This is a genomic window from Buttiauxella sp. BIGb0552, from assembly GCF_004366275.1.
Classification (GTDB): domain Bacteria; phylum Pseudomonadota; class Gammaproteobacteria; order Enterobacterales; family Enterobacteriaceae; genus Buttiauxella; species Buttiauxella gaviniae.
On sequence record NZ_SODY01000009.1, the window covers coordinates 61,213 to 78,947 of the forward strand.

31 protein-coding genes are annotated in these 17,735 nt (G+C 46.8%); 27 read left to right on the forward strand and 4 right to left on the reverse strand.

What is annotated here, in order from left to right:
• The first annotated feature begins 122 nt into the window (after positions 1-122).
• The 12 genes from EDF88_RS22170 (at position 123) to EDF88_RS22220 (ending at position 6,250) form a co-directional block, all read left to right on the forward strand.
• On the forward strand, positions 123-848 hold the full coding sequence (locus tag EDF88_RS22170; RefSeq protein ID WP_134187344.1) for a hypothetical protein: 726 nt from the start codon (positions 123-125) through the stop codon (positions 846-848).
• A 133-nt stretch (positions 849-981) separates the two neighbouring features.
• Positions 982-1,311, forward strand: a complete 330-nt coding sequence (locus EDF88_RS25100; RefSeq protein ID WP_115632097.1) for a DUF957 domain-containing protein — start codon at positions 982-984, stop codon at positions 1,309-1,311.
• Positions 1,304-1,981 carry a hypothetical protein gene (locus EDF88_RS22180; protein WP_134187346.1) on the forward strand — a complete coding sequence of 226 codons (678 nt, stop codon included), beginning with the start codon at positions 1,304-1,306 and terminating at the stop codon, positions 1,979-1,981. The genes EDF88_RS25100 and EDF88_RS22180 overlap by 8 nt, the downstream gene beginning before the upstream one ends.
• A 36-nt stretch (positions 1,982-2,017) precedes the next feature.
• Positions 2,018-2,392 carry a hypothetical protein gene (locus tag EDF88_RS22185; RefSeq protein WP_134187348.1) on the forward strand — a complete coding sequence of 125 codons (375 nt, stop codon included), beginning with the start codon at positions 2,018-2,020 and terminating at the stop codon, positions 2,390-2,392.
• Positions 2,393-2,416: 24 nt separating this feature from the next.
• The gene (locus EDF88_RS22190) at positions 2,417-2,707 is read left to right on the forward strand and encodes a hypothetical protein (protein ID WP_208326167.1); all 291 of its coding nucleotides are present in this window, start codon (positions 2,417-2,419) and stop codon (positions 2,705-2,707) included.
• Positions 2,708-3,046: 339 nt separating this feature from the next.
• The gene (locus EDF88_RS22195; RefSeq protein ID WP_134187350.1) at positions 3,047-3,259 is read left to right on the forward strand and encodes a hypothetical protein; all 213 of its coding nucleotides are present in this window, start codon (positions 3,047-3,049) and stop codon (positions 3,257-3,259) included.
• Positions 3,260-3,623: 364 nt separating this feature from the next.
• Positions 3,624-3,902 carry a hypothetical protein gene (locus EDF88_RS22200; protein WP_115632102.1) on the forward strand — a complete coding sequence of 93 codons (279 nt, stop codon included), beginning with the start codon at positions 3,624-3,626 and terminating at the stop codon, positions 3,900-3,902.
• A 41-nt stretch (positions 3,903-3,943) separates the two neighbouring features.
• Positions 3,944-4,180 carry a hypothetical protein gene (locus EDF88_RS22205; RefSeq protein ID WP_134187352.1) on the forward strand — a complete coding sequence of 79 codons (237 nt, stop codon included), beginning with the start codon at positions 3,944-3,946 and terminating at the stop codon, positions 4,178-4,180.
• A 76-nt stretch (positions 4,181-4,256) separates the two neighbouring features.
• Positions 4,257-4,775, forward strand: a complete 519-nt coding sequence (locus EDF88_RS22210; protein ID WP_134187354.1) for a DUF262 domain-containing protein — start codon at positions 4,257-4,259, stop codon at positions 4,773-4,775.
• A 391-nt stretch (positions 4,776-5,166) separates the two neighbouring features.
• Positions 5,167-5,847 carry a hypothetical protein gene (locus tag EDF88_RS22215; protein ID WP_134187356.1) on the forward strand — a complete coding sequence of 227 codons (681 nt, stop codon included), beginning with the start codon at positions 5,167-5,169 and terminating at the stop codon, positions 5,845-5,847.
• Positions 5,840-5,986, forward strand: coding sequence for a hypothetical protein (locus EDF88_RS24760; RefSeq protein WP_166672011.1), 147 nt, complete (start codon positions 5,840-5,842; stop codon positions 5,984-5,986). The genes EDF88_RS22215 and EDF88_RS24760 overlap by 8 nt, the downstream gene beginning before the upstream one ends.
• A 6-nt stretch (positions 5,987-5,992) precedes the next feature.
• Positions 5,993-6,250 (forward strand): hypothetical protein, encoded by a 258-nt coding sequence (locus EDF88_RS22220; RefSeq protein ID WP_134187358.1) that lies wholly within the window; start codon positions 5,993-5,995, stop codon positions 6,248-6,250.
• Between the two features lie 183 nt (positions 6,251-6,433).
• Here EDF88_RS22220 and EDF88_RS22225 read toward each other — a convergent pair whose 3' ends face one another.
• The 3 genes from EDF88_RS22225 to EDF88_RS22235 form a co-directional block, all read right to left on the reverse strand.
• Complete coding sequence (locus EDF88_RS22225) at positions 6,434-6,757, reverse strand: hypothetical protein (RefSeq protein ID WP_134187360.1); 324 nt, start codon at positions 6,755-6,757, stop codon at positions 6,434-6,436.
• A gap of 71 nt (positions 6,758-6,828) precedes the next feature.
• Complete coding sequence (locus tag EDF88_RS22230; RefSeq protein ID WP_115632183.1) at positions 6,829-7,149, reverse strand: type II toxin-antitoxin system RelE/ParE family toxin; 321 nt, start codon at positions 7,147-7,149, stop codon at positions 6,829-6,831.
• Between the two features lie 5 nt (positions 7,150-7,154).
• Entirely contained in the window at positions 7,155-7,385 is a 231-nt protein-coding gene (locus EDF88_RS22235; protein WP_115632108.1) for a type II toxin-antitoxin system Phd/YefM family antitoxin, read from the reverse strand.
• Between the two features lie 215 nt (positions 7,386-7,600).
• Between EDF88_RS22235 and EDF88_RS22240 the strand changes: the two genes are divergently transcribed.
• Together EDF88_RS22240 and EDF88_RS22245 are read left to right on the forward strand one after the other, a co-directional pair.
• On the forward strand, positions 7,601-8,023 hold the full coding sequence (locus EDF88_RS22240; protein ID WP_134187362.1) for a hypothetical protein: 423 nt from the start codon (positions 7,601-7,603) through the stop codon (positions 8,021-8,023).
• Entirely contained in the window at positions 8,020-8,262 is a 243-nt protein-coding gene (locus EDF88_RS22245; RefSeq protein ID WP_134187364.1) for a hypothetical protein, read from the forward strand. Before EDF88_RS22240 ends, EDF88_RS22245 begins: the two co-directional genes overlap by 4 nt.
• Positions 8,263-8,267: 5 nt before the next feature.
• Here EDF88_RS22245 and EDF88_RS22250 read toward each other — a convergent pair whose 3' ends face one another.
• Complete coding sequence (locus EDF88_RS22250; RefSeq protein ID WP_134187366.1) at positions 8,268-8,519, reverse strand: hypothetical protein; 252 nt, start codon at positions 8,517-8,519, stop codon at positions 8,268-8,270.
• Between the two features lie 430 nt (positions 8,520-8,949).
• On the opposite strand from EDF88_RS22250, the gene EDF88_RS22255 reads away from it, so the two are divergent.
• From EDF88_RS22255 to EDF88_RS22315, 13 genes are all read left to right on the forward strand, one after another.
• Positions 8,950-9,147, forward strand: coding sequence for a hypothetical protein (locus EDF88_RS22255; RefSeq protein ID WP_134187368.1), 198 nt, complete (start codon positions 8,950-8,952; stop codon positions 9,145-9,147).
• Positions 9,137-9,469 carry a chromosome segregation protein ParM gene (locus tag EDF88_RS22260; RefSeq protein ID WP_134187370.1) on the forward strand — a complete coding sequence of 111 codons (333 nt, stop codon included), beginning with the start codon at positions 9,137-9,139 and terminating at the stop codon, positions 9,467-9,469. Before EDF88_RS22255 ends, EDF88_RS22260 begins: the two co-directional genes overlap by 11 nt.
• A 51-nt stretch (positions 9,470-9,520) precedes the next feature.
• Positions 9,521-10,276, forward strand: coding sequence for a hypothetical protein (locus EDF88_RS22265; protein ID WP_134187372.1), 756 nt, complete (start codon positions 9,521-9,523; stop codon positions 10,274-10,276).
• Between the two features lie 81 nt (positions 10,277-10,357).
• Positions 10,358-11,146, forward strand: coding sequence for an HNH endonuclease signature motif containing protein (locus EDF88_RS22270; protein ID WP_134187374.1), 789 nt, complete (start codon positions 10,358-10,360; stop codon positions 11,144-11,146).
• A 62-nt stretch (positions 11,147-11,208) separates the two neighbouring features.
• Positions 11,209-11,427, forward strand: coding sequence for a hypothetical protein (locus tag EDF88_RS22275; protein ID WP_134187376.1), 219 nt, complete (start codon positions 11,209-11,211; stop codon positions 11,425-11,427).
• A gap of 575 nt (positions 11,428-12,002) precedes the next feature.
• Positions 12,003-13,256 (forward strand): DNA-binding protein, encoded by a 1,254-nt coding sequence (locus EDF88_RS22280; RefSeq protein ID WP_134187378.1) that lies wholly within the window; start codon positions 12,003-12,005, stop codon positions 13,254-13,256.
• Positions 13,257-13,924: 668 nt separating this feature from the next.
• A complete protein-coding gene (locus EDF88_RS22285) occupies positions 13,925-14,203 on the forward strand; it encodes a hypothetical protein (protein ID WP_134187380.1) in 279 nt (92 codons plus the stop codon).
• A gap of 79 nt (positions 14,204-14,282) precedes the next feature.
• On the forward strand, positions 14,283-14,891 hold the full coding sequence (locus tag EDF88_RS22290) for a hypothetical protein (RefSeq protein WP_134187382.1): 609 nt from the start codon (positions 14,283-14,285) through the stop codon (positions 14,889-14,891).
• A 121-nt stretch (positions 14,892-15,012) separates the two neighbouring features.
• Positions 15,013-15,609, forward strand: a complete 597-nt coding sequence (locus EDF88_RS22295; RefSeq protein WP_134187384.1) for a hypothetical protein — start codon at positions 15,013-15,015, stop codon at positions 15,607-15,609.
• Between the two features lie 264 nt (positions 15,610-15,873).
• Complete coding sequence (locus tag EDF88_RS22300) at positions 15,874-16,176, forward strand: hypothetical protein (RefSeq protein WP_134187386.1); 303 nt, start codon at positions 15,874-15,876, stop codon at positions 16,174-16,176.
• A 42-nt stretch (positions 16,177-16,218) separates the two neighbouring features.
• Entirely contained in the window at positions 16,219-16,656 is a 438-nt protein-coding gene (locus tag EDF88_RS22305; protein WP_134187388.1) for a hypothetical protein, read from the forward strand.
• A 92-nt stretch (positions 16,657-16,748) separates the two neighbouring features.
• Positions 16,749-17,312 (forward strand): hypothetical protein, encoded by a 564-nt coding sequence (locus EDF88_RS22310; protein ID WP_134187390.1) that lies wholly within the window; start codon positions 16,749-16,751, stop codon positions 17,310-17,312.
• Between the two features lie 49 nt (positions 17,313-17,361).
• Positions 17,362-17,592: a DUF905 family protein gene (locus tag EDF88_RS22315; protein ID WP_134187392.1), complete on the forward strand. Its 231-nt coding sequence runs from the start codon at positions 17,362-17,364 to the stop codon at positions 17,590-17,592.
• Positions 17,593-17,735: the final 143 nt, after the last annotated feature.

Below are 17,735 nucleotides of genomic sequence, written 5' to 3' on the forward strand. Positions count from 1 at the left end.
ATAAAGCCTGAGTCCGGAGTTATATTTATCAAAAGAAATCTATAAATAATTTCCAATACCCTATTAGCTATTTTCGAACACCTGGTATGATTTACTTATATTGAACAGCCGGGGTAGAGAAAATGAATTTTACAAAACAAAACTTTCAAAAAATGGTGTCTGATTTAATTGATGCTGGTGCATATTGCATTAGTCTCGACTCACCCCCTGGCCTTTGCATTCTTGATTTGACCTGGTTTGATATCAACGGAAATTATAAGAGCAGTCTTGTTTGCAAGTCTTCTACTAATGAGGGGCGTAGTGGTCAAAGTATTCGTTACGGACGCTGGTTAGATGAGTCGAAGCTATTGAAAGCTGATCTGATTCTGCCAACCGTGGAAATGTCCGCAACGGACATGCTTGAGCTGTGCAAACTGGTGCTCACCAACGTGTCCCGGTCCTGTGAAAATATTTATAAAGCGCCATCGCAGAGCGACAGGGCAATTATTATGAAAGGCACGATGAAGCGTTTGGGTGACTATGAGTACACACGGGAAACCGCAAAGTGGCTAGCCCGTATTTTACCACTGGATGGCTGTTACCCAATTTCAAGTTTTAAAGAGAGTGCAAGCATTGCCATTGCTGATATCAACCGTTTATTAGCCCCATCCGACCTCAACAAGGTACGTGAAGACAAGCTGGCAGAAGCGCGCAAATTATCGCAAGAACTGAGCCACCTTATTGGAAGCCTTGTCGATACCTACAGTGATGTGTCTCATTGTGGCTCCAGCCATGCCAAAAATACGTTTCTGGGGCTGGTTGAACGTTCGAACAACCTCTCCAAAGGCATCATGAAAGCACGTTTGTAGAAGGCTGATAAGTCGGGGGGAAACCCCGGCTTAATGGCCTGTCCTGCGCCCCGGACGTAAAGTTACTTTTTGGAATAACAGCAGGGTTTATAACTTTCAGTACGTTAACGAATTAAACAAACAGGAAGATGATATGAAATTAGAGTCAACTATTCAGGGGTTAGAAATTATGGAGTCCTGGCTTGAGGACAACATAAATTGTGGTACGGATATTATTTTCGACAATGACGAAGATAATACCGATTCTGAAAAAGCCCTTCCTTCCATTCAGAACGCCCTGGCTGTTCTGAATGCGCTGGACAAAGTAAACCTCAATAATTGCCTGCATTGTGCGCAACTCATTCAGGAATCCACGGCTCGTGGTGAAGTAGCTGATCCCGGCATGACCGCGCAACTGGTCGCGTCTTTGCTGGCGATTAACGGAGTGAAGACATCCCAGAGTGAGGAGTTGACTCATGGTTAGCGAACACGACAGCTTTATCACCAATGCGATGCTCAGTTCACTTGAGGGATACGCAAGCCTTATCCTCGACTCGGTTGAATTTGAGCTCAAACGTGAATTGACGCAGGAAGAGGCCCAGGTCGTTTACCTGAAGGTTAAGCATGCTGTTGAATTAGCATCAACCGTTCCAGCAAACGGCGTTGACAATACGCTTCGTGAGGCAATTCGACAGGCCCCCACCACGAAGCTGGAAGGGTTACCTCCTGAATGGGCCGCTTACTTAAGAACAGTAACGCCGTTGCAGGTGGCATATCTGATTGCTGATCGAGACCAGTTGATGATTCGGGTGGAAGAACTGGAAGAGAACCAGCAGAAAATCGAATCCAAATCTGCATTTTCTGACGAGAAGCTTAAGGAGATTGAGCGGCACCGCGACAACTCACTGCTGGGGCATTTACCCGCTGACCTGGCGAGAGAATTACGCCAGACCCGAAGTCGACTGGGTAATTATTACAGTCTGCTTAAACGCGCCGATGAAGCAGAAGCACGGGTCAGGCAACTCGAGTTACCCGTGAAACTTCCGGCAGGTTTTGAAATTAATGGCTTCACGATGCTCATTGAAGCTGAAGTTGTAGCCAGACTACAGGAATCAGGCATTCAGACTGTAATTTACAAAGGTGTCAAATCATAGATTTGCCAGGATATAACCAATGAGGATAGCTAAATAATGTCTGTAAATTTAAAGAAAGGGCTGACGTATCTTTCGCTTAACGCAGTAACCCTGGTAGCGATTCTGACGATTTGGGCAGTCTTATTGAATAATTCGATTATCAGATCAGAATGGTTTTACTGGCGAGCGGGACTTATGGTTGTAATCGGACAGATGATTTTATTTTCCTTTTTTATTAAGGAGTTCAATAAACCTTTGATTGCTGCTGCTCTGGGGTTCGTACCCACTATTTTGTATATTATCTATTTCGGTTTCAAGACCTACTTATATTGGGATTTAGACGCAGATGCCATTAGCCACTTAGATCTACCTTTAAGCGGAGGTATTGCAGTATCTGTGATTGTCGGGCTAACCAATATTTTGGATGAGTAACAGAAATGAGGGGCAGGGCATTTTATGGATACCGATGAGCTTAAACAGCGGATAGCTGCTGGCGATTCAGCCTATATGTTGCTGGATGACGCGATGCCGAGAGCTGAAAGTCGTTTTAATCGTGCGGCTGATAACCTGGCGAAATTGCTTAAAGAAATTCGTGAGCATTTCCCTGATGCGCGATTTTATACCTCGGGAGGTGATGGGTTTTGTCTTGTGCTTGGGGATACACATTCCGGTGAGGCTGAAGTCCCTAACCATGAACTCGCCGCGTTGCAGTCATCCACGCTGAAGGTTATGGGGGGCGACTGGTAAGGCACCGATTCCGCAAACACTGAAAAGAGGAGGAGTGGCGTTGAAATTAACGCGAACTCAGAAGGAACTTCTTAGACGGCTGGAGGCCGGAGAGAAGATAGAACGGGGGGCTCACGACCAGTTCCGCTGGAATGCTGACGGTAAGACGTGTTCCCGGACGGCGAGGAGACTGCATTCAGCCAGGTTGATTAGGTGCATTTTCACCACGACAGGTATGAGTGATGTGCAACTTACTGAGGCGGGAATCCGGGTGCTGGAAGCAGACGGAAGAAAAATATCTTAACCTGGGGTTGCAGGTATTGGTCGTGACGGTAGTGAGCTGGAAGAAAAGGAAAGCATATGGCGAGACTTAGCTTTGAGAAAAGGGCGTTGTTACTCAGGACTGTGGAAGCATTTTCAGTAATGTACGACGACTGGGAAACATTATCAGCCGAAGAAACACAGGAACGAATAGGGGGTGGCGACATCATGGTTGCAGGTTTAGCTCACGTAACAGGATTTAAAGAAGAAGAAATTATTAGTGCAGCAGTGCGCCAGGCGAAGAAGCGGTAATATTTAGCTTTTGTTCAAAAGCAAATAAGTCATTTCATAGAGGCTGTATTTTATCTGGTATTAATGAAATAACACACGACTTGTATTTAAGTTTCGATTATTCATCTCGTCACTGCCAGTAAACATCGGCACATTATTAATGTTATCCCTCGGGATTTCACATTTAAACCTGTTCAATTACCTTTGGGCATCAGTGAAAAAAAAGTAACTTTTTTTCTGATGCCCTATTAGGTTTTTTCCATTTCGGGTTAATTTAATTCCATGGTGAACAACCAGGCAAGTGTGAATTGTTTAGATATAAATCACCCTACTGTATTTAACCCCGCACATAAACCATGCGGGGCTTTCCTCAGGACCTAATGCTATGCCCAAAAAACTGACAATGGCTCAGATTTACACGCTCAGACGGATTAAGTCGGGTACGAAGTACCAGCTGGACGGGCGCAAAAAAAAGGGCCGGGAGCTGCGGTATAACGTGTTCAGCCGGGTTTATGAAGGCATGAATTGTTCAAGCATTCCGGTTCTGTTCAGGTCAGGGCTCATCAAATTCACAACTGATACGAAAGTTGCGGATTCATTGTTTCACAGTGTTGAGCTGACTGATGCCGGGAGACAAACGCTGGAAGAAAGCAAAGAACGTTAAATTTTACGACTGGCCGCGATACAACTTTTATGGAGCTCATCATGATTAAGAAAGCTGATCCAATTGCAAACTTTAACCCAGAAATCATCTATCTGGTGTCTGGTCGTGTTTCCGGGGAAGACGATGATATCGCGATGCTTGTTGAGGCGCATTCGCAGGGTGAGGCAGAAGAGAAGTTTACACAGGAACTGCAACGCATCTGGGATGATTCGTCTGCCACGGTTTTGGTCATCTCCAGTCAGCATTTCAGCACTGCTTTTACGCAGCGAGTACGGTGAAGATTGCCAGCATGGAAGCCAGGTGCAGTGCCAGGTTATCGAGCTGGGGTTATTGAGGGGTATACAGGGGAGAGTTATGGAAAACAGGCTTACAGGGCTTCAGCGCTTCAGTCCAGCAGTCAGCATTATCCAGATAGACAGTTATATCCACTGGATGGCGCATGGGGCGCTTAGCTTTGATGCGGAGTATCAACGTGAATACGTTTGGGGGCATGCCGAGCAACAGGCATTTCTGGCAACAGCGGCATCAGGATTCCCGCTTGGACATGTGGCTCTTTGCCGCTTGCCCGACTGGGGCAACATTGATGGACCGTACATTGAAGTCGTGGACGGCAAGCAGCGGCTTATGACTATGAAGCTGTTCGTGAATGACCAGATAGCTTTCTGTCATCTGGGCAAAGAATTCTACTGGTCTGATCTTAACCGCACTGAACGGCGGATTTTCACTAATGCCTCGCTCCCGGCAATCAAGCTGGATGACGCGAACTTAAGACAGAGGCTGGAGTTTTTCTACACAACAAATTTTACAGGCGTTCCTCAGAGCTGTGACCACAAACGCCGCGTGAGTGAAATGCTGCATGCAGCAGGAAAGTAACTTTCGAATACTTCTGACCACACCGCAACAAATTATGGAGAGTTATTCATGAAAGCATACGGGAAGTCATATTCTGTACAAGGTTGTACTTGCGCACTGTGCCGCTCACGTGGCTACAGAAAAGGTAATGGCTACGGTGATGCTCTTCGTGCCAGTAAACACCGCGCCAGGCAGCAGGCTAAACGGGAAATCAGTCGGCTTCTTCCTGTGTAAGATTTTGGCGCAGGGGGTGATAACGATGCGGGGATATTGTTTCTGTTTAAATCCGACCAGGCTGAAGTGATAAAACTTATATGACAGCTTATATCCCTCCGTTACAGCGCGACGATATCGACCGTAGACGTTTTTCACGGTCACCCAAAAATACCTCGTTTCAGTGAGGCCAAGTATCATGACAATTGAAAACGCATCATTCATCGAGCGAGTACTCCAATACTCACGCGACCTGAAAAAAGCCGCCGAGCATTACATGGCTACCGCCAATAAAGACGTGCCTTATTACGATAAGGCTATGGCCCGCCAGCCGTTCGATAAACTCCTGGCGCCGTCCGACCTTACGTTAATGATTGATTTGCTCCACGCTCAAAATACCGAGCTGGAGCAGTACCGTAGCGCGGCTAAAACGGCTGTAGCGTGGACTGACTCAGAAGAGTTAAGGGATGCGGGTAATAGTGGGTGCGGGTATTTATTCCCTATTGGCGGTACTGCGAATAAGTTTGCTGACCCACGCCGCCAGGTAATGCTCTATCAAGGGCCAAGCATTCCCACGCCGGAGCTTCCAATCTATCAACTCAGGGATTGGCACTGGTACGATGCTGAAAAGCGCATTTACGAAGAAGTCACCGAGGCTGGGGGCGAGGGCCGCATTGTTTACGCTGCACCACCAGCGCCACCGCCAGCACTTCCTGTTTATCAATATCGTATCCGCAACGGCTATAACGGGCAGGCTTCAGCCTGGCAGACCATCAACCGCGATCAAGTTGATTTTGTGCTGAAGGCCCAACCGATTAACGCAGAGTTTCAGATAATCAGTGCGGCTGAATACGCCGCCGAGGAAAAACAAAATGACTGAGCAACTAAAAGAGTGCAATGGCTGCGGCAACGAAGCTCCTGATGAACTGTATGAATGCCCTCACTGTGGCGCTGAAAAATGCAATATGTGCGATATGGGTGACAACGTTGCCTGTAATAATTGCCCGGAAGAGGATTAACCAATTATGGCAAAGCTAACCAAAGCGGAACAGAAGTGGATAGACGATGCGCAAGCGGTATTAAACCGTTGCCCGTCTAAGCGCCTGGGCTTTTACACCATAGGTGATCTGAGCGTCCATGTGTATAACCTCGATCAGAAGGATGAAGTTTTCGCGCTGGTGGACAAGGGCAAACACGATTTTCACCAGGCGACCAAAGCCACTGACGCAGATTTTTATGAGTCGCTGGATTTCCCGTCTCAAGTTGAAAGCACAGCAGGCTAATGATGACTACCGAAACCGAGAAAGAACTGTCAAACATTGTGATGTTCCCGGTTAAGGACGCTGACCCACTGGAAATGGTGGGTTATGTCTATGAAAAGCCGATTGGTGCCGTCATCCAGGCTTGTTCGTCAACGAGAAGGAGCGCCTGTGTCGTTGCCAGGCCTGTAACCGAAAGAATGCTAATCAAAACTCCTTTGGTGGGTAAATTATGGCATTGTTGCAGTCGATGATCGCTTTGCTGTTGTCCGGGCTCGCATTTGTGTTGCATTGGATACTGGCGCCAACAGGGATAAGGAACGTCGCACTACCTGGGGCAGAGCTACTTTTCAGAAATTCAGTGTAGGCTTTTCCTGCCTGACGCTTCCAGTTGGTAGCGTTCGATTCTGAGCGTTCAGCTTGTAATTTGTAAGTTCCAACATTTGTCATAAGTACGGCAGCGGTCACCCAACCAGTAACAGCCAGAACCATGGACGCCAAAAGAATTTTCCGTTCGCGAGTCATTTCCATTAAAAGTACCTTTTCAAAATGTTTATCTTGTTTTTATTCATCTTGTACTCCGGTCATTTAGCAGAAAATGATTAAACGTAGATCAGCCGTCTGAACAGAAGTTGCTGAATATCCTGACGCTGTGACATCACTGCATGGACTGTTATAACGCTGTCGTCCAACGAATACAAAACTCTATATCCATCGGGTGTATTACATTCACGATATTTTGCGCAGCCGATTTTAAGCAGTTCCGGGCAGACCTGACATCCCAATGGAAACTTCCGTACTTTACTTTCGAAGTGATCGAGAACCGCAGGGATCACACTGGACGGGTCAACATCAAGCCTTCTCAGATGACTCACTATCTCTTCAAGGCTCACCCTGGCAGTAAGGGTGTACTGGATGGTAATTGAACTCACAGGAGGCCAGCCAGTAACTCGTCTTTTGAGAAAAGTTTGCCATCGGCTTTATCTTTCTCAGAAAGGGTAAGCAGCTTGAGTAATGCTATGGCGTTCTCACGTTCCTGCTGAGCATCGTATGACTCAATTACATACGCGGGTACGCCATTCTGCGTAACCAGAATAGGTTCAGCCAGGTCTAGCGTTGCGGCGTTTTTCTTAACATAACTAATTGTTTCGACTTTCATGACAAACCTCAGACTTAGGTTGAGGTTTAAATATAGTCTAAATGAAGTCTTTGGACAATGGTGAACTAACGGCGCTTTCCGCCTTAAATCAGAGCAATTCGCTCAAATAATTTTGTGGTAAATCCGCAACCCCCATTGCTATGTACCTAAAATAAGGTACATTCATTTTAAGGGATGGCTATCGAGCCGCCCACTTTATGCCTCAGGGGGCTAAAATGATGACTTCCACAGTTAATAATTTACTTTCAAATGGGTTTTCACCCGTACGCTGCCCGGTAACTCAAGTGGTCATGCCAAATATGACCCGTAATTTTGATGGGTTTCACATCAGTTATGCACGGAATCTTGCGGATTACGGCAGTGATACTACGTCCGTTGTTTTGCAGGCCAGGGTTTTCTTGGTTCTCAATGGCTATCACGCTGACGTGATGGTTGAGGCAGCTGAGCGTAATGGCATTCAAGGTTGCATTGACGTTTTTATTGAACGTCTCCAGCAAGCTAACAAATTTAGTGAGCACCGAATGGCGGCCGGGGTCGATACCGATACTTTCTCACTGATGCCTACAATGCTCGAAATGATTGGGCAGAGTTATATGGACCGCTTTATGCAGGCGGTAACCAATGATACGGGACAATGACATTGGAAGATGACAAGAAGGCGGCTTTAAAGCTCGCAGGGCATGCACTTTACGGGGAACGATGGCAAACCGAACTGGGACGCGAATTGGGTCTGTCAGATGGCAGACGCATTCGCCAGTGGCTCTCTGGCGACCGAAATATCCCCGAAGGTGTCATGAAGGATATTTCCCGACTCCTGGCCGAAAAGAAACTGGAAATTGAGCGGGTAATTGCAGGGTTCCCGCAGATCCCCGACTGATGCTATTACCCCCAGGCTACATATGAAAACGCCGCCAGAGAACATAATCCACCGACAAAAAACCAGTTGCGACGTTCTTTGCAGTGAGCCTTGCTCTGCGGGGTTTTCGCTCCTCTTTTTAAATCCTCATCGGTATAACGTTCACCAGCCCTATCCGTCGTTTCAGGATGAAGGAACTTAACCATCAAGAAGCATTTGATTGCCAGTGCGAGAAAGCCCACTTTTAACGCTATATCAATGATATTAACAAAATCCATGATTACTCTTTTTTGACGTTGAACGTTTAATTTAGGCCGTAAGTATATGACAAGCCCGACATTGATTCTATGGATTCAGGAATGGTTTATATGAACTTCTGATTTCAAATGTCAGGTCAGTTTCCTTTAAAGAACTCCGTCACTGCCTGGCCTACCCAATCACCTCGTTTCGCAGGTATACAATAAAAGCTGGAGATGGCATCACCTGATAATCAGTATCGTGAGAGAACTCATGTTCAACGGTCAAACGCATGTTCGATTATTAATCGAACCCACCAATATATTAAACCCCGGACGGAATCGAAAGTAACGTCACACCCGTCACTTCTATAAACACCCCTTCATTTTCCGTCTGTAACTCCCTTAGGATTTTAAGCCTCAATGATATTCTTTTGCTAATACAGAAAAGCTAATAACAGGCGAGGTATATATGAGCGCTACTAAAAATATCAGCCGACAAAATGGTGACTCACTATTTGATGCCATTTTCTCAGATCTGACGTCATTCCGGGAAATTGAATATCGCCGCATGGTCCAGAAAGAAAATGTCACCATGCCTGGTTGCGGTCGAACTATTACTGAAGAAAAAGTAACTTTCGATAAAGCGGGGCAGTTGAATGCAGCGTAATCATCCTGCGGCCATGGCGCCCATCCCGGAAACGGCCAGACGCCTGTCGTCCCTACAGAGTGATGTTTTGTTTGTCCTCTACGGCATCGAGCAGAGAGTCAATATCAGCCAGATTCATGCCACCAGAATACGGGCCTTATTGAATAACAACCGGAGAAGTGATGTGCATGCATCTAATTTCAGGTGTTCGTGTCGCACCCTTTCTTCCCGTGAATTGCTGACCCTCGTACATGACGAAAAATTCAGGCTGCTGTTGTCCCTCACGGAAAAGGGCAGATCCATGGCAGCAACCTTATACGCGGAACGCAGCGCCAACATCTGAAGTCCATTCATACCAGTGAGTACCGGATTCCCATTTACAGGAGACGCTATTTTGAAAGAACGCGGTGTAAGTTTTAAAGGGGCAATGGTTCAGGCTTTACTTGAAGGAAGGAAAACACAGACCAGACGCTTAGTTAAAATGCAACCAGTCAGCAAGCAGCAGGAACTGCGCAAATGCGATGATGGCTATTTTCGCTGGTGGTTGCGAGGGGCCAAAACCTGTCAACCTGGGCGGGTTACGTCTCCCTTCGGCATGCCGGGAGACCGCCTGTGGGTTAGAGAGACGTGGGGTGTTGTCAGCCACGATCTGGACGAAGGGGGAAATATTACGGCCTGGGTGCCTGATCGTCCCGCAACGGCCATTCACGAGATGCCCTTTGGAAACGGGTACTACTCAGGACATGCAATCTACGCCGCAGACGGCGGTTTTACATGGGGGGATGATGATGGTGCCGTTGATGGACGTTCGTGCTGGAAGCCTTCAATCTTCATGCCACGCTCAGTAAGCCGGATTTTGCTGGAGATCACCAATGTCAGAGCTGAAAGGCTGGGTGAGATCAGTGAAAGGGATGTTCTGCGTGAAGGCATCTGTCAGCTACCATTTTCAGGACGCTTTTGCCTGCAACCGGGCATGCAGTATTTCGGGGCAGCCAGCCATAATGCCACGGAGGTGTATTCCTGGTTATGGGAAATGATGAATGGTAAAGACTCATGGAATCCAGATGCATGGGTGTGGGTTATTGATGTGAAATGTATTTCGGTGGAAGCGAAGTGTGCGGGATCTAACAGAGCTACGTCGCCAGCTTAAGGTAAACCATGCATGTGTCGATAAAACCGTAACGTGTTAAATAGCACAGACCGATTTTATTTTTACCCTGAGGACATTTTAATGAAACCACCAAGCAAATTTAGCTATCAGACTAAATTTACAATATTCATTGAATCTCGCCTGTATTGTGCGAATCCCGCTTGCCGGAAACCGTTAACCTCCTATGACGAGGAAGAAAGTAAAACCTTACTTCAGGGGGAGGCTTGCCATATTTATCCTGCCCGTGACCGGGGGCCAAGATTTGATGCGGCACATTCATCGCCAGAAGAGCTGAAGTCTCCAGAAAATGGTATTGCTCTGTGTCGTGATTGCCATAATTTGGTGGATGCCGACCCACAGCATTACACCGCTGAAATTCTGACCGGATGGAAGGATAAGGCAAAACGGGATGAACCACCCATTTCCGGGGCAAATGTTAAAGAGCTGGCTAGATATATAGGCGATAAGAAGCCTTTTATACATGAACTCAAAGTATGCCTGTCTGAAGTCGAACGTCAGTATGCAGGAGACATCAAGCTCGACTCCAAAATGAAGAATGTTGTTCTGGCACTGGCCGGACAAACCGTGGATTCCGTTGCTTATGAGTTCACAAACAGCCGGGTAAGGGATCAGGTCCAGATGTTCAGTGCTGTCGCAGGTGAGGTGGCGAGAAATATCTCTTTGAATACACTCGTGCTGGGAGGAGCACTCTATATAGAGAATTCTGCGAAAAAAGACTTCTTCAACAAGCCGATTATACGGACAGTCTTCAAAGATCCACTGATGGAACAATTCAATCAATTGAAGCAGTACTTTCAGGGTCTGGAACAGCTTTTGTCAGACTCTGAAGATGTTGTGTTCACGCGGTAATCACCAATGGAATTTGGAATTACAGTAAGTGCTTTTCTTCCATCATAATGAAAGAGGTTTTCATGCAACATAACTATGGCTATAGCCCGTCAGCAGCTGGACAGTCATTACTGAACAGAGTGGTCCGCCAGCGCAATGCGTTAAGGGCTGCAATTCCAAAGCCTGACTTCACTGATGAAGCGGCTGTTGATCGCTATATCGACGCTAAGCGCAATCTGAATAAACTGGATTTTCGTGAGGTCCATGAAGCATACATGGCCCTGCCGGAGGAACAGCGATAGCCTGTAAAGTAAAAAACGCAGTCGGGAAAAATAAATGAGTTCGTAAAGCAGCCTGCTGATTTCTGTCATTCACGGGCTGATAATTAGAAATGCAGCGTGTCTTTGGTCGCTTTATGCACCGCATATGTGAGAACCATTATCATTTCTTATTCATGCCACGAATGAATAGCAGATCCATGGCGCGGCGGTTATCTCAAGAATGCCGCCCCGACTGCATTGTCTGCTGCCTGGCTCTTCAGTTCCGCTCCCACGTCCTCCAGTCCTTACATTCGGAAAAGTAACTTTTTACCGTGACCGTAACTGTGGTTTAGTGATTAGGCACCGAACAGTGTTAGTCAGAAATCATCACGTGAAAGAATTTCCGTAACAGGCTGATGTTTGGCGCCAACGCTAAAACGCGATAATTCACGTCTTAAGCGAAAATTTCAACAAAACTCATGACGTAAAATGCTCAAGGAAGGGCAGTGAAAAAAAAAGTAACTTTTTCTGTTTACCCCCCTTAGGATTTTCGACTCTCCTGGTAAGGTAGTTTCGTAAGCCACAAAATTCGAACATCAATGAAAAGGACTAAAGGCATGAGCGCACAAGAAACTATTGATCAGCAACCATCTACTCCAGAACTGAGTCTGCGTACTTATCTGGAACGCACCAAGCACGGCAAGCGCAAAAACAATGGTCTGGTCATTGACCCGTCTATTGTTGTAGAAGTCCCAGGCTTCAACACCCGCGTAGCAGGGATGGGGGAATTATATTACTCATTACCTGATGTTGCTGCTCACATTGACAGCCTGGCGCATGCATACCTTACCGATGCGTTGAACGTACCGGCTATCGTTGTTCAGATGGTTGGCGGTGTGCCGGTCCTGCGTCAGGGAGCTTGCCGAACTCGTGGTATTGCTAAGGCAAACCGCATTCTGGCCGCAGAAGGCCAGGAACGGATCACAGAAATTAAGGTTGAAGAATTCCGTGGCACGAATGTTGAGGCTGAAGCCATTACATTCACCGGGAACAAAGTTCTGCCCTTGTCAGATATCGCTGTCGCTACGTCCATGCGTAACATGTTGCAGGATGAGGACGCACCCGTAAAACTCGCTGATCTTGCCAAGATGCACGGCAAGTCCGAGCAGCACATCCGCAAGCTCATCAGTCTGCTTGATCTGCCACTCAATATTCAGGAGCTCATTATTCGTAAGCAGGTGAGCATGTACGCTGCCCTGGATGAATACATGCTGTCTGGTGAAAAGGCATTTGAAAACATCATTAAAGCGAATGAGATCTACGGCAAAGCTACGGATAAAACCTTACGTTTAATGAAGGTTGGTGACCTGCAACAGAAGCATGATACCAAAGCTGGTGGGCAGCCTGAGAACAAAGACAATGACGTGACAGACCTGCCGGGTAATGATGATGCTGGTGCGGTTATCGATGCGGAGAACCACGCGAATAGCGGTGCGGATGTTGATCCGAAAGAGAATGGCGGTGAGGTCGATACAGACCTGAATCAATCCAACAATGCAGGTAATGGTCAGAACGACGACAATGCTGACGTAACGCCTCCTCCTGCTAATAAGGGTAACCAGAAGCCGGTTGCTCCAGCGTATTCTGAAGTCGTCAGTAAAAAACTGATGACTACGGCTACTGACCTGGCGGTGCCGTTCTTCAGACGCCTGATTGAAGACAGCAAAATCAAGGATGGTGAGACGCGTTCCCAGACTACGCATACCCTGACACTGACTGATGATGAGATGATGGCTATCGCCAATTACATGGACTCCCTGTCTGACTTCCTGGAAAAACACGCTGCAAAACAGGCTCGTCAGAAAAAGTAATTATCTTTACTTCAGGGCCGTGGGGGGCGGAAATCCCCCCTCAAGTTCGACAACATTTGTATTTGCTGGCTCAGAACGAACGGCAACTGTCGTATCAGTCGAACAGACAAATGAAGATTTCGAATCTGCGGGAAATCAGTTCGCTAAATTTCGGCCCCAAATGGGGACAAACTGATAGTGCCTGTAGATGAGTTCCACAACTTCAACAACGTCCAAAAATAGGGCCTATTATGAAGTTATGAGGCCATTCTTACTGATTAGCTTGTGAATAACCCCCTCGTATGTACCCTGGCGCAATACCGGAATATGGAGGGATATCAACACTGATAGCTTACCGCTATCTCGCTCGTCAAATGGTATCCCTTAACACGCAACACCTCTCAATCAGAAAAGCCATCTCAGCATCTCGCCATCTCGCCTGAACCTGATCCCAATGGATGGATTACATCCGGAAAAGTAAATATCTCAATTGTTCCGGCGCTCCGAGAGGCCATTTAAAATTGATGACAGATCTTAAATTTCCCCACATAAACTTTAGACTTACCGCGCCGTTTTATGCCGATTAACTATTGATATTTATGCAATATATTCCCCAGATCCCTATTAGCATTTTCAGGGCTCGTATTAAAATCATTCCAACAGAACAACAACTGAATGGGATATCCACCATGAACAAATCAGTCATTAAAAATGAAGCGATGAAGCTTCCTGAGCTCAAGGAGCTTGAGACCAAGGTTTTCATTAAATGTACGGCGATTGATCAGCATGGCAAATGCATTGACGTACCCATGGTGGATATCACTCAGGACAGCACCACCAACCTGATGGCGGTCAATTTCCATATGGACCCACAGGCCACGATTGAATCACTGGAGAAGGTACTCAGTTCGCTTCGTAAAACGCTGGCCGAGACTACCGGTGGTTACCAGCACCTGCGTCTTCATTAACGATTTGTCCCACAGCAGCTGCGGCCGGGGTAAGTCAGCCGGTTACTGATGTTTTGCTAAGCACCTGACAGGAGTTTCCATGTATACACAAATGAAACTAATCCGCTCACCAAACAGCCCTTACCAGGCTCTGGCGATCAACGGCATTCTGGTTTTGTCCGCTGATACCCGCACGACCGACATTGTCAGCACGATGGCGCTTGCCATGGCAACGGCATTCAAACAGCCAGCAGAACCCGCTGAACTTGACTACTGCGGTGAGCCTGACTGGGGTGCGTTGTTCATCACCCTCCAGGCCGAAAATGTGCTGGTGGCCCCTGCGTCGACAGATAACCGGTATCAGAGTCTGGAACTGCAAATCAGTCTGATGAACAAGGCTATTGATGCTCTCCTGCCAATAGCCCATAACATGCGACGGGTGGACGAGAAAACCGTCAAACCATTTATGCGCGACGAATGTAGTCGGGCAATTCATTACGCAGCCATCGCAAGAAGTGCCAGTGAAATGCTTCAGATCCGGTTTATCGACAGCGATAGCAGTGAGACCAAATATTTATCAGTACTTAAGACCGCCGTTTTTCACAATGGCAATTATGACTATGCGCGGCTTGAAGCTGAAGTTTCCCGCCGTTATCCCTACTTTCGCCAGATCCTGGGAGTAGGAGCCGAGCCGCAAGCAGAGTTCTGATGATGTCGATGAAACCGTGACAGCCAGGCGCCTCAAAACACGGACTTATGCGAGAATTTCCGTGGGTCGGTGGCTTTATAATCCTTAACACAAATGAGCAAGTTAGCCTGAAGGGAAATTCATGATCATCACACTGGAAAAATTCATTCATATTGCCCATCAACGCCGTGATACTGCGCAAATCCGTTTGATTGATGACGCAGGCGAACCTGACCGTCTGCTGTGGTTGACTGCGGAGGAAGTGGAAGACTATGTAGCGATGTTCGGTCCGCACCATGGTCTTCTGGCCGCAGCGCGGCACTATGGTATGAACCCTGCTGACCTGGTGACTGCTCACCGCATCGCTGGGCGGTGCGATTTCTATGCCTCAATGCCGGTGGTCCGGAATCCTGAAGGCTTGTGGCAACATCCTGAGCACCCGGCAACTCTCAATCCAGCTGAGCTACACAGCTGGCTGAAGGTTATAGGGTATGAATACAGAGAGACTCGCCTTGATACCGAACCGCAAAATGCCTCTCTTCTTTACTGCTGGAAGCAAGGTGATACTCGTATCCCAGACTGGGAGCCCTTAAAACCAAGAGGGAAGGGCTGGTATCTGGTTTCGATATCTAACGTGGGAATGGCAAAGGCACTCTGGGTTAGACCGGTTAAAGCACCTGCAAAAGTGAACTGCCGATCTTCAGACCGTATGAGCAGGGATCGGCGTTTGTGCGCATAGGCATCGCTTACGTTAATACTTCTTTCTGGTCAAAATTTCGCTGGTGGTCTCTCTAAAGCAGAGAACACCGGCCAGCACTATTATATCGCTGTGGAACAGCAGATTATTTACAGTATTGCAAACGGAAAATAATCATTCTGCCATTGGTGTTTGCTCAAACTTTAGTATGCTGCCAGAGTTAAATTATTATCCAGTTATTTTTTAAATCCCTATTAACCTTTTTCAGGTCTCTATTATGATAATCATAATTAAACAGGAGGGGTTATGGAAAAGCATAGTAAATTATCGTTTGCCGGGAACTGTTCAGAAAAAATCTTTAATCATTTCTATGATGTTCTTCAGGCGCGTTCAGCAACTGAAAATGAAGCGCTGTATCAAACGGCATTATCAAAATGCAGTACAGCGAAAGAGCGAAATAAAGCCGCAGGCTGTTATTCTGGCCCATGGCAAATGTTATTTAATGCCTGGTGTCAGTCTAAAGTACCAAACCTTATCTTAATCCAACTCCTTAAACATAAGAGCATCTCATTCGAACAATGCGACCATGTCATTGATGCTTTTGCCTGACTCAATATCACCGGGGCGATTACGCCCCGTAAAGGAATGATGATGTTACAGCCATCGAAAGATAGCACGATTTTCACGTTGATCAGTCAGATTCAGCCAGTGCAACGCAGCCTTGGCACTGCTCAGTTTAGTGTGGACCGCAAACTCCAGTCGGAGACCGCAGATACCATCCTCAGTGAATTGGCTCTGTCGGACAACTACGAGGCAAAGCTGAGTGAATTTGTTGAGTTCACCTCTGTATTAAAAATTGCCCAGGTTGATCAGGATGTCATTCGCTATGGCATCCATCTTGAATTTATGAATCCGGGAAAGATTAATATTATTCGTATCTTTAAAGATGACGAAAATAAAACGTACGATGCTTATTTTTTTACATCAAATGGAATTGACGCTGATCTGATCTCATTAGAACTGGATACCTCCGGGGGGCACCTTCCGGCTTTATTTGAATGCCGTACAGGTTTGATTCTTTCCCGCTGATTAAAATAATCTGCAAAATATCTCAGAACCCTATTAGCTTTTTTTACAGCCATGGAATAATTGCATTAATTCAACGCAACGAGGTAACCAAAATGAATAACGTAAACCTACAGGTAAATGACATTGCAGTAATTAAAGAGCTGGCAGGGGCTGATATGGCTGCTTTTATTGCTAAACAATATGATACTGATGCTTCAGTTATTAATTCAAGCGAAGTCACTCCTTTCCATTGCCTCGCAAGCAATGACACGCCGGTAGAGCTGGCAACGGGTATCTATGTGAACCGTTGCTACATTGGCGACCATGAATATCCTAACCAAAACGTACGTTTTCGTTTATACAACGGTCTGGCACTCAAGGCGTTTGATTTCTTCAGTAAATCCGGCTGGTACGGAGCATTCAGGGTGGTTTCTTTCCGCGATAACGGACCACTGGGTTTGATTCATGTCGGCATTGTCCATGAGTTAGTACTCAATGAGTTTCTGCAAGCTTATCCACGGGCCAATGTAGGCGAAACCAACGTTAACTGTGGATTGAATCTCCCGCAGATGAGAGGCGTGATTTCAGACCTGCTTTACCACCTGCCGTCTTACAACAACGCTTCTGACATTCTTCGTCATATCAAAGGCATTCAGACTGCCCAGACTGCCGCTTAACTAAATACGCCAGGCACCGGCCTGGCAATCAAAAAAGGAAGACATACCCATGTCAGGATTATTCACCAACAACTGTCCGATCCCACTGAATGAGGCGACGGCCGTTGTCGCCGGTTATAACAATGTCTTTATCGAAGATAAGCAACCCGCAGGCCATTTCCGGATTGTGATCCGCACTAAAGAAGGAGATATGCGCTGGGGCTACTGGAACTTTGAGCCCGGAGCCGCCTTAGAACTCAATCGGTATTTGACAGAGGATGGTATCAAAGCAACCCAGTAACTGGCACACCTTCAGACCCCGTTCAAAACGGGGTTTTTTACATCCGGGAAGAGTCTGCGTCTGACATGGGTGTGATCGGGACGAATGTCTATTACCGCTTACCCGGCTCGTATCCTGCGAAGAACGCTCTTTTCAGCCCGGAC

Coding starts and splice junctions, on each gene's coding strand:
- EDF88_RS22305 (WP_134187388.1), top strand. CDS start 16,219: ATGTTACAGCCATCGAAAGATAGCACGATTTTCACGTTGATCAGTCAG.
- EDF88_RS22260 (WP_134187370.1), top strand. CDS start 9,137: ATGCAGCGTAATCATCCTGCGGCCATGGCGCCCATCCCGGAAACGGCC.
- EDF88_RS22205 (WP_134187352.1), top strand. CDS start 3,944: ATGATTAAGAAAGCTGATCCAATTGCAAACTTTAACCCAGAAATCATC.
- EDF88_RS22215 (WP_134187356.1), top strand. CDS start 5,167: ATGACAATTGAAAACGCATCATTCATCGAGCGAGTACTCCAATACTCA.
- EDF88_RS24760 (WP_166672011.1), top strand. CDS start 5,840: ATGACTGAGCAACTAAAAGAGTGCAATGGCTGCGGCAACGAAGCTCCT.
- EDF88_RS22310 (WP_134187390.1), top strand. CDS start 16,749: ATGAATAACGTAAACCTACAGGTAAATGACATTGCAGTAATTAAAGAG.
- EDF88_RS22200 (WP_115632102.1), top strand. CDS start 3,624: ATGCCCAAAAAACTGACAATGGCTCAGATTTACACGCTCAGACGGATT.
- EDF88_RS22245 (WP_134187364.1), top strand. CDS start 8,020: ATGACATTGGAAGATGACAAGAAGGCGGCTTTAAAGCTCGCAGGGCAT.
- EDF88_RS22285 (WP_134187380.1), top strand. CDS start 13,925: ATGAACAAATCAGTCATTAAAAATGAAGCGATGAAGCTTCCTGAGCTC.
- EDF88_RS22240 (WP_134187362.1), top strand. CDS start 7,601: ATGATGACTTCCACAGTTAATAATTTACTTTCAAATGGGTTTTCACCC.
- EDF88_RS22270 (WP_134187374.1), top strand. CDS start 10,358: ATGAAACCACCAAGCAAATTTAGCTATCAGACTAAATTTACAATATTC.
- EDF88_RS22250 (WP_134187366.1), bottom strand. CDS start 8,519: ATGGATTTTGTTAATATCATTGATATAGCGTTAAAAGTGGGCTTTCTC.
- EDF88_RS22210 (WP_134187354.1), top strand. CDS start 4,257: ATGGAAAACAGGCTTACAGGGCTTCAGCGCTTCAGTCCAGCAGTCAGC.
- EDF88_RS22180 (WP_134187346.1), top strand. CDS start 1,304: ATGGTTAGCGAACACGACAGCTTTATCACCAATGCGATGCTCAGTTCA.
- EDF88_RS22235 (WP_115632108.1), bottom strand. CDS start 7,385: ATGAAAGTCGAAACAATTAGTTATGTTAAGAAAAACGCCGCAACGCTA.
- EDF88_RS22225 (WP_134187360.1), bottom strand. CDS start 6,757: ATGGAAATGACTCGCGAACGGAAAATTCTTTTGGCGTCCATGGTTCTG.
- EDF88_RS22275 (WP_134187376.1), top strand. CDS start 11,209: ATGCAACATAACTATGGCTATAGCCCGTCAGCAGCTGGACAGTCATTA.
- EDF88_RS22315 (WP_134187392.1), top strand. CDS start 17,362: ATGTCAGGATTATTCACCAACAACTGTCCGATCCCACTGAATGAGGCG.
- EDF88_RS22170 (WP_134187344.1), top strand. CDS start 123: ATGAATTTTACAAAACAAAACTTTCAAAAAATGGTGTCTGATTTAATT.
- EDF88_RS22185 (WP_134187348.1), top strand. CDS start 2,018: ATGTCTGTAAATTTAAAGAAAGGGCTGACGTATCTTTCGCTTAACGCA.
- EDF88_RS22190 (WP_208326167.1), top strand. CDS start 2,417: ATGGATACCGATGAGCTTAAACAGCGGATAGCTGCTGGCGATTCAGCC.
- EDF88_RS22195 (WP_134187350.1), top strand. CDS start 3,047: ATGGCGAGACTTAGCTTTGAGAAAAGGGCGTTGTTACTCAGGACTGTG.
- EDF88_RS25100 (WP_115632097.1), top strand. CDS start 982: ATGAAATTAGAGTCAACTATTCAGGGGTTAGAAATTATGGAGTCCTGG.
- EDF88_RS22255 (WP_134187368.1), top strand. CDS start 8,950: ATGAGCGCTACTAAAAATATCAGCCGACAAAATGGTGACTCACTATTT.
- EDF88_RS22290 (WP_134187382.1), top strand. CDS start 14,283: ATGTATACACAAATGAAACTAATCCGCTCACCAAACAGCCCTTACCAG.
- EDF88_RS22295 (WP_134187384.1), top strand. CDS start 15,013: ATGATCATCACACTGGAAAAATTCATTCATATTGCCCATCAACGCCGT.
- EDF88_RS22300 (WP_134187386.1), top strand. CDS start 15,874: ATGGAAAAGCATAGTAAATTATCGTTTGCCGGGAACTGTTCAGAAAAA.
- EDF88_RS22220 (WP_134187358.1), top strand. CDS start 5,993: ATGGCAAAGCTAACCAAAGCGGAACAGAAGTGGATAGACGATGCGCAA.
- EDF88_RS22280 (WP_134187378.1), top strand. CDS start 12,003: ATGAGCGCACAAGAAACTATTGATCAGCAACCATCTACTCCAGAACTG.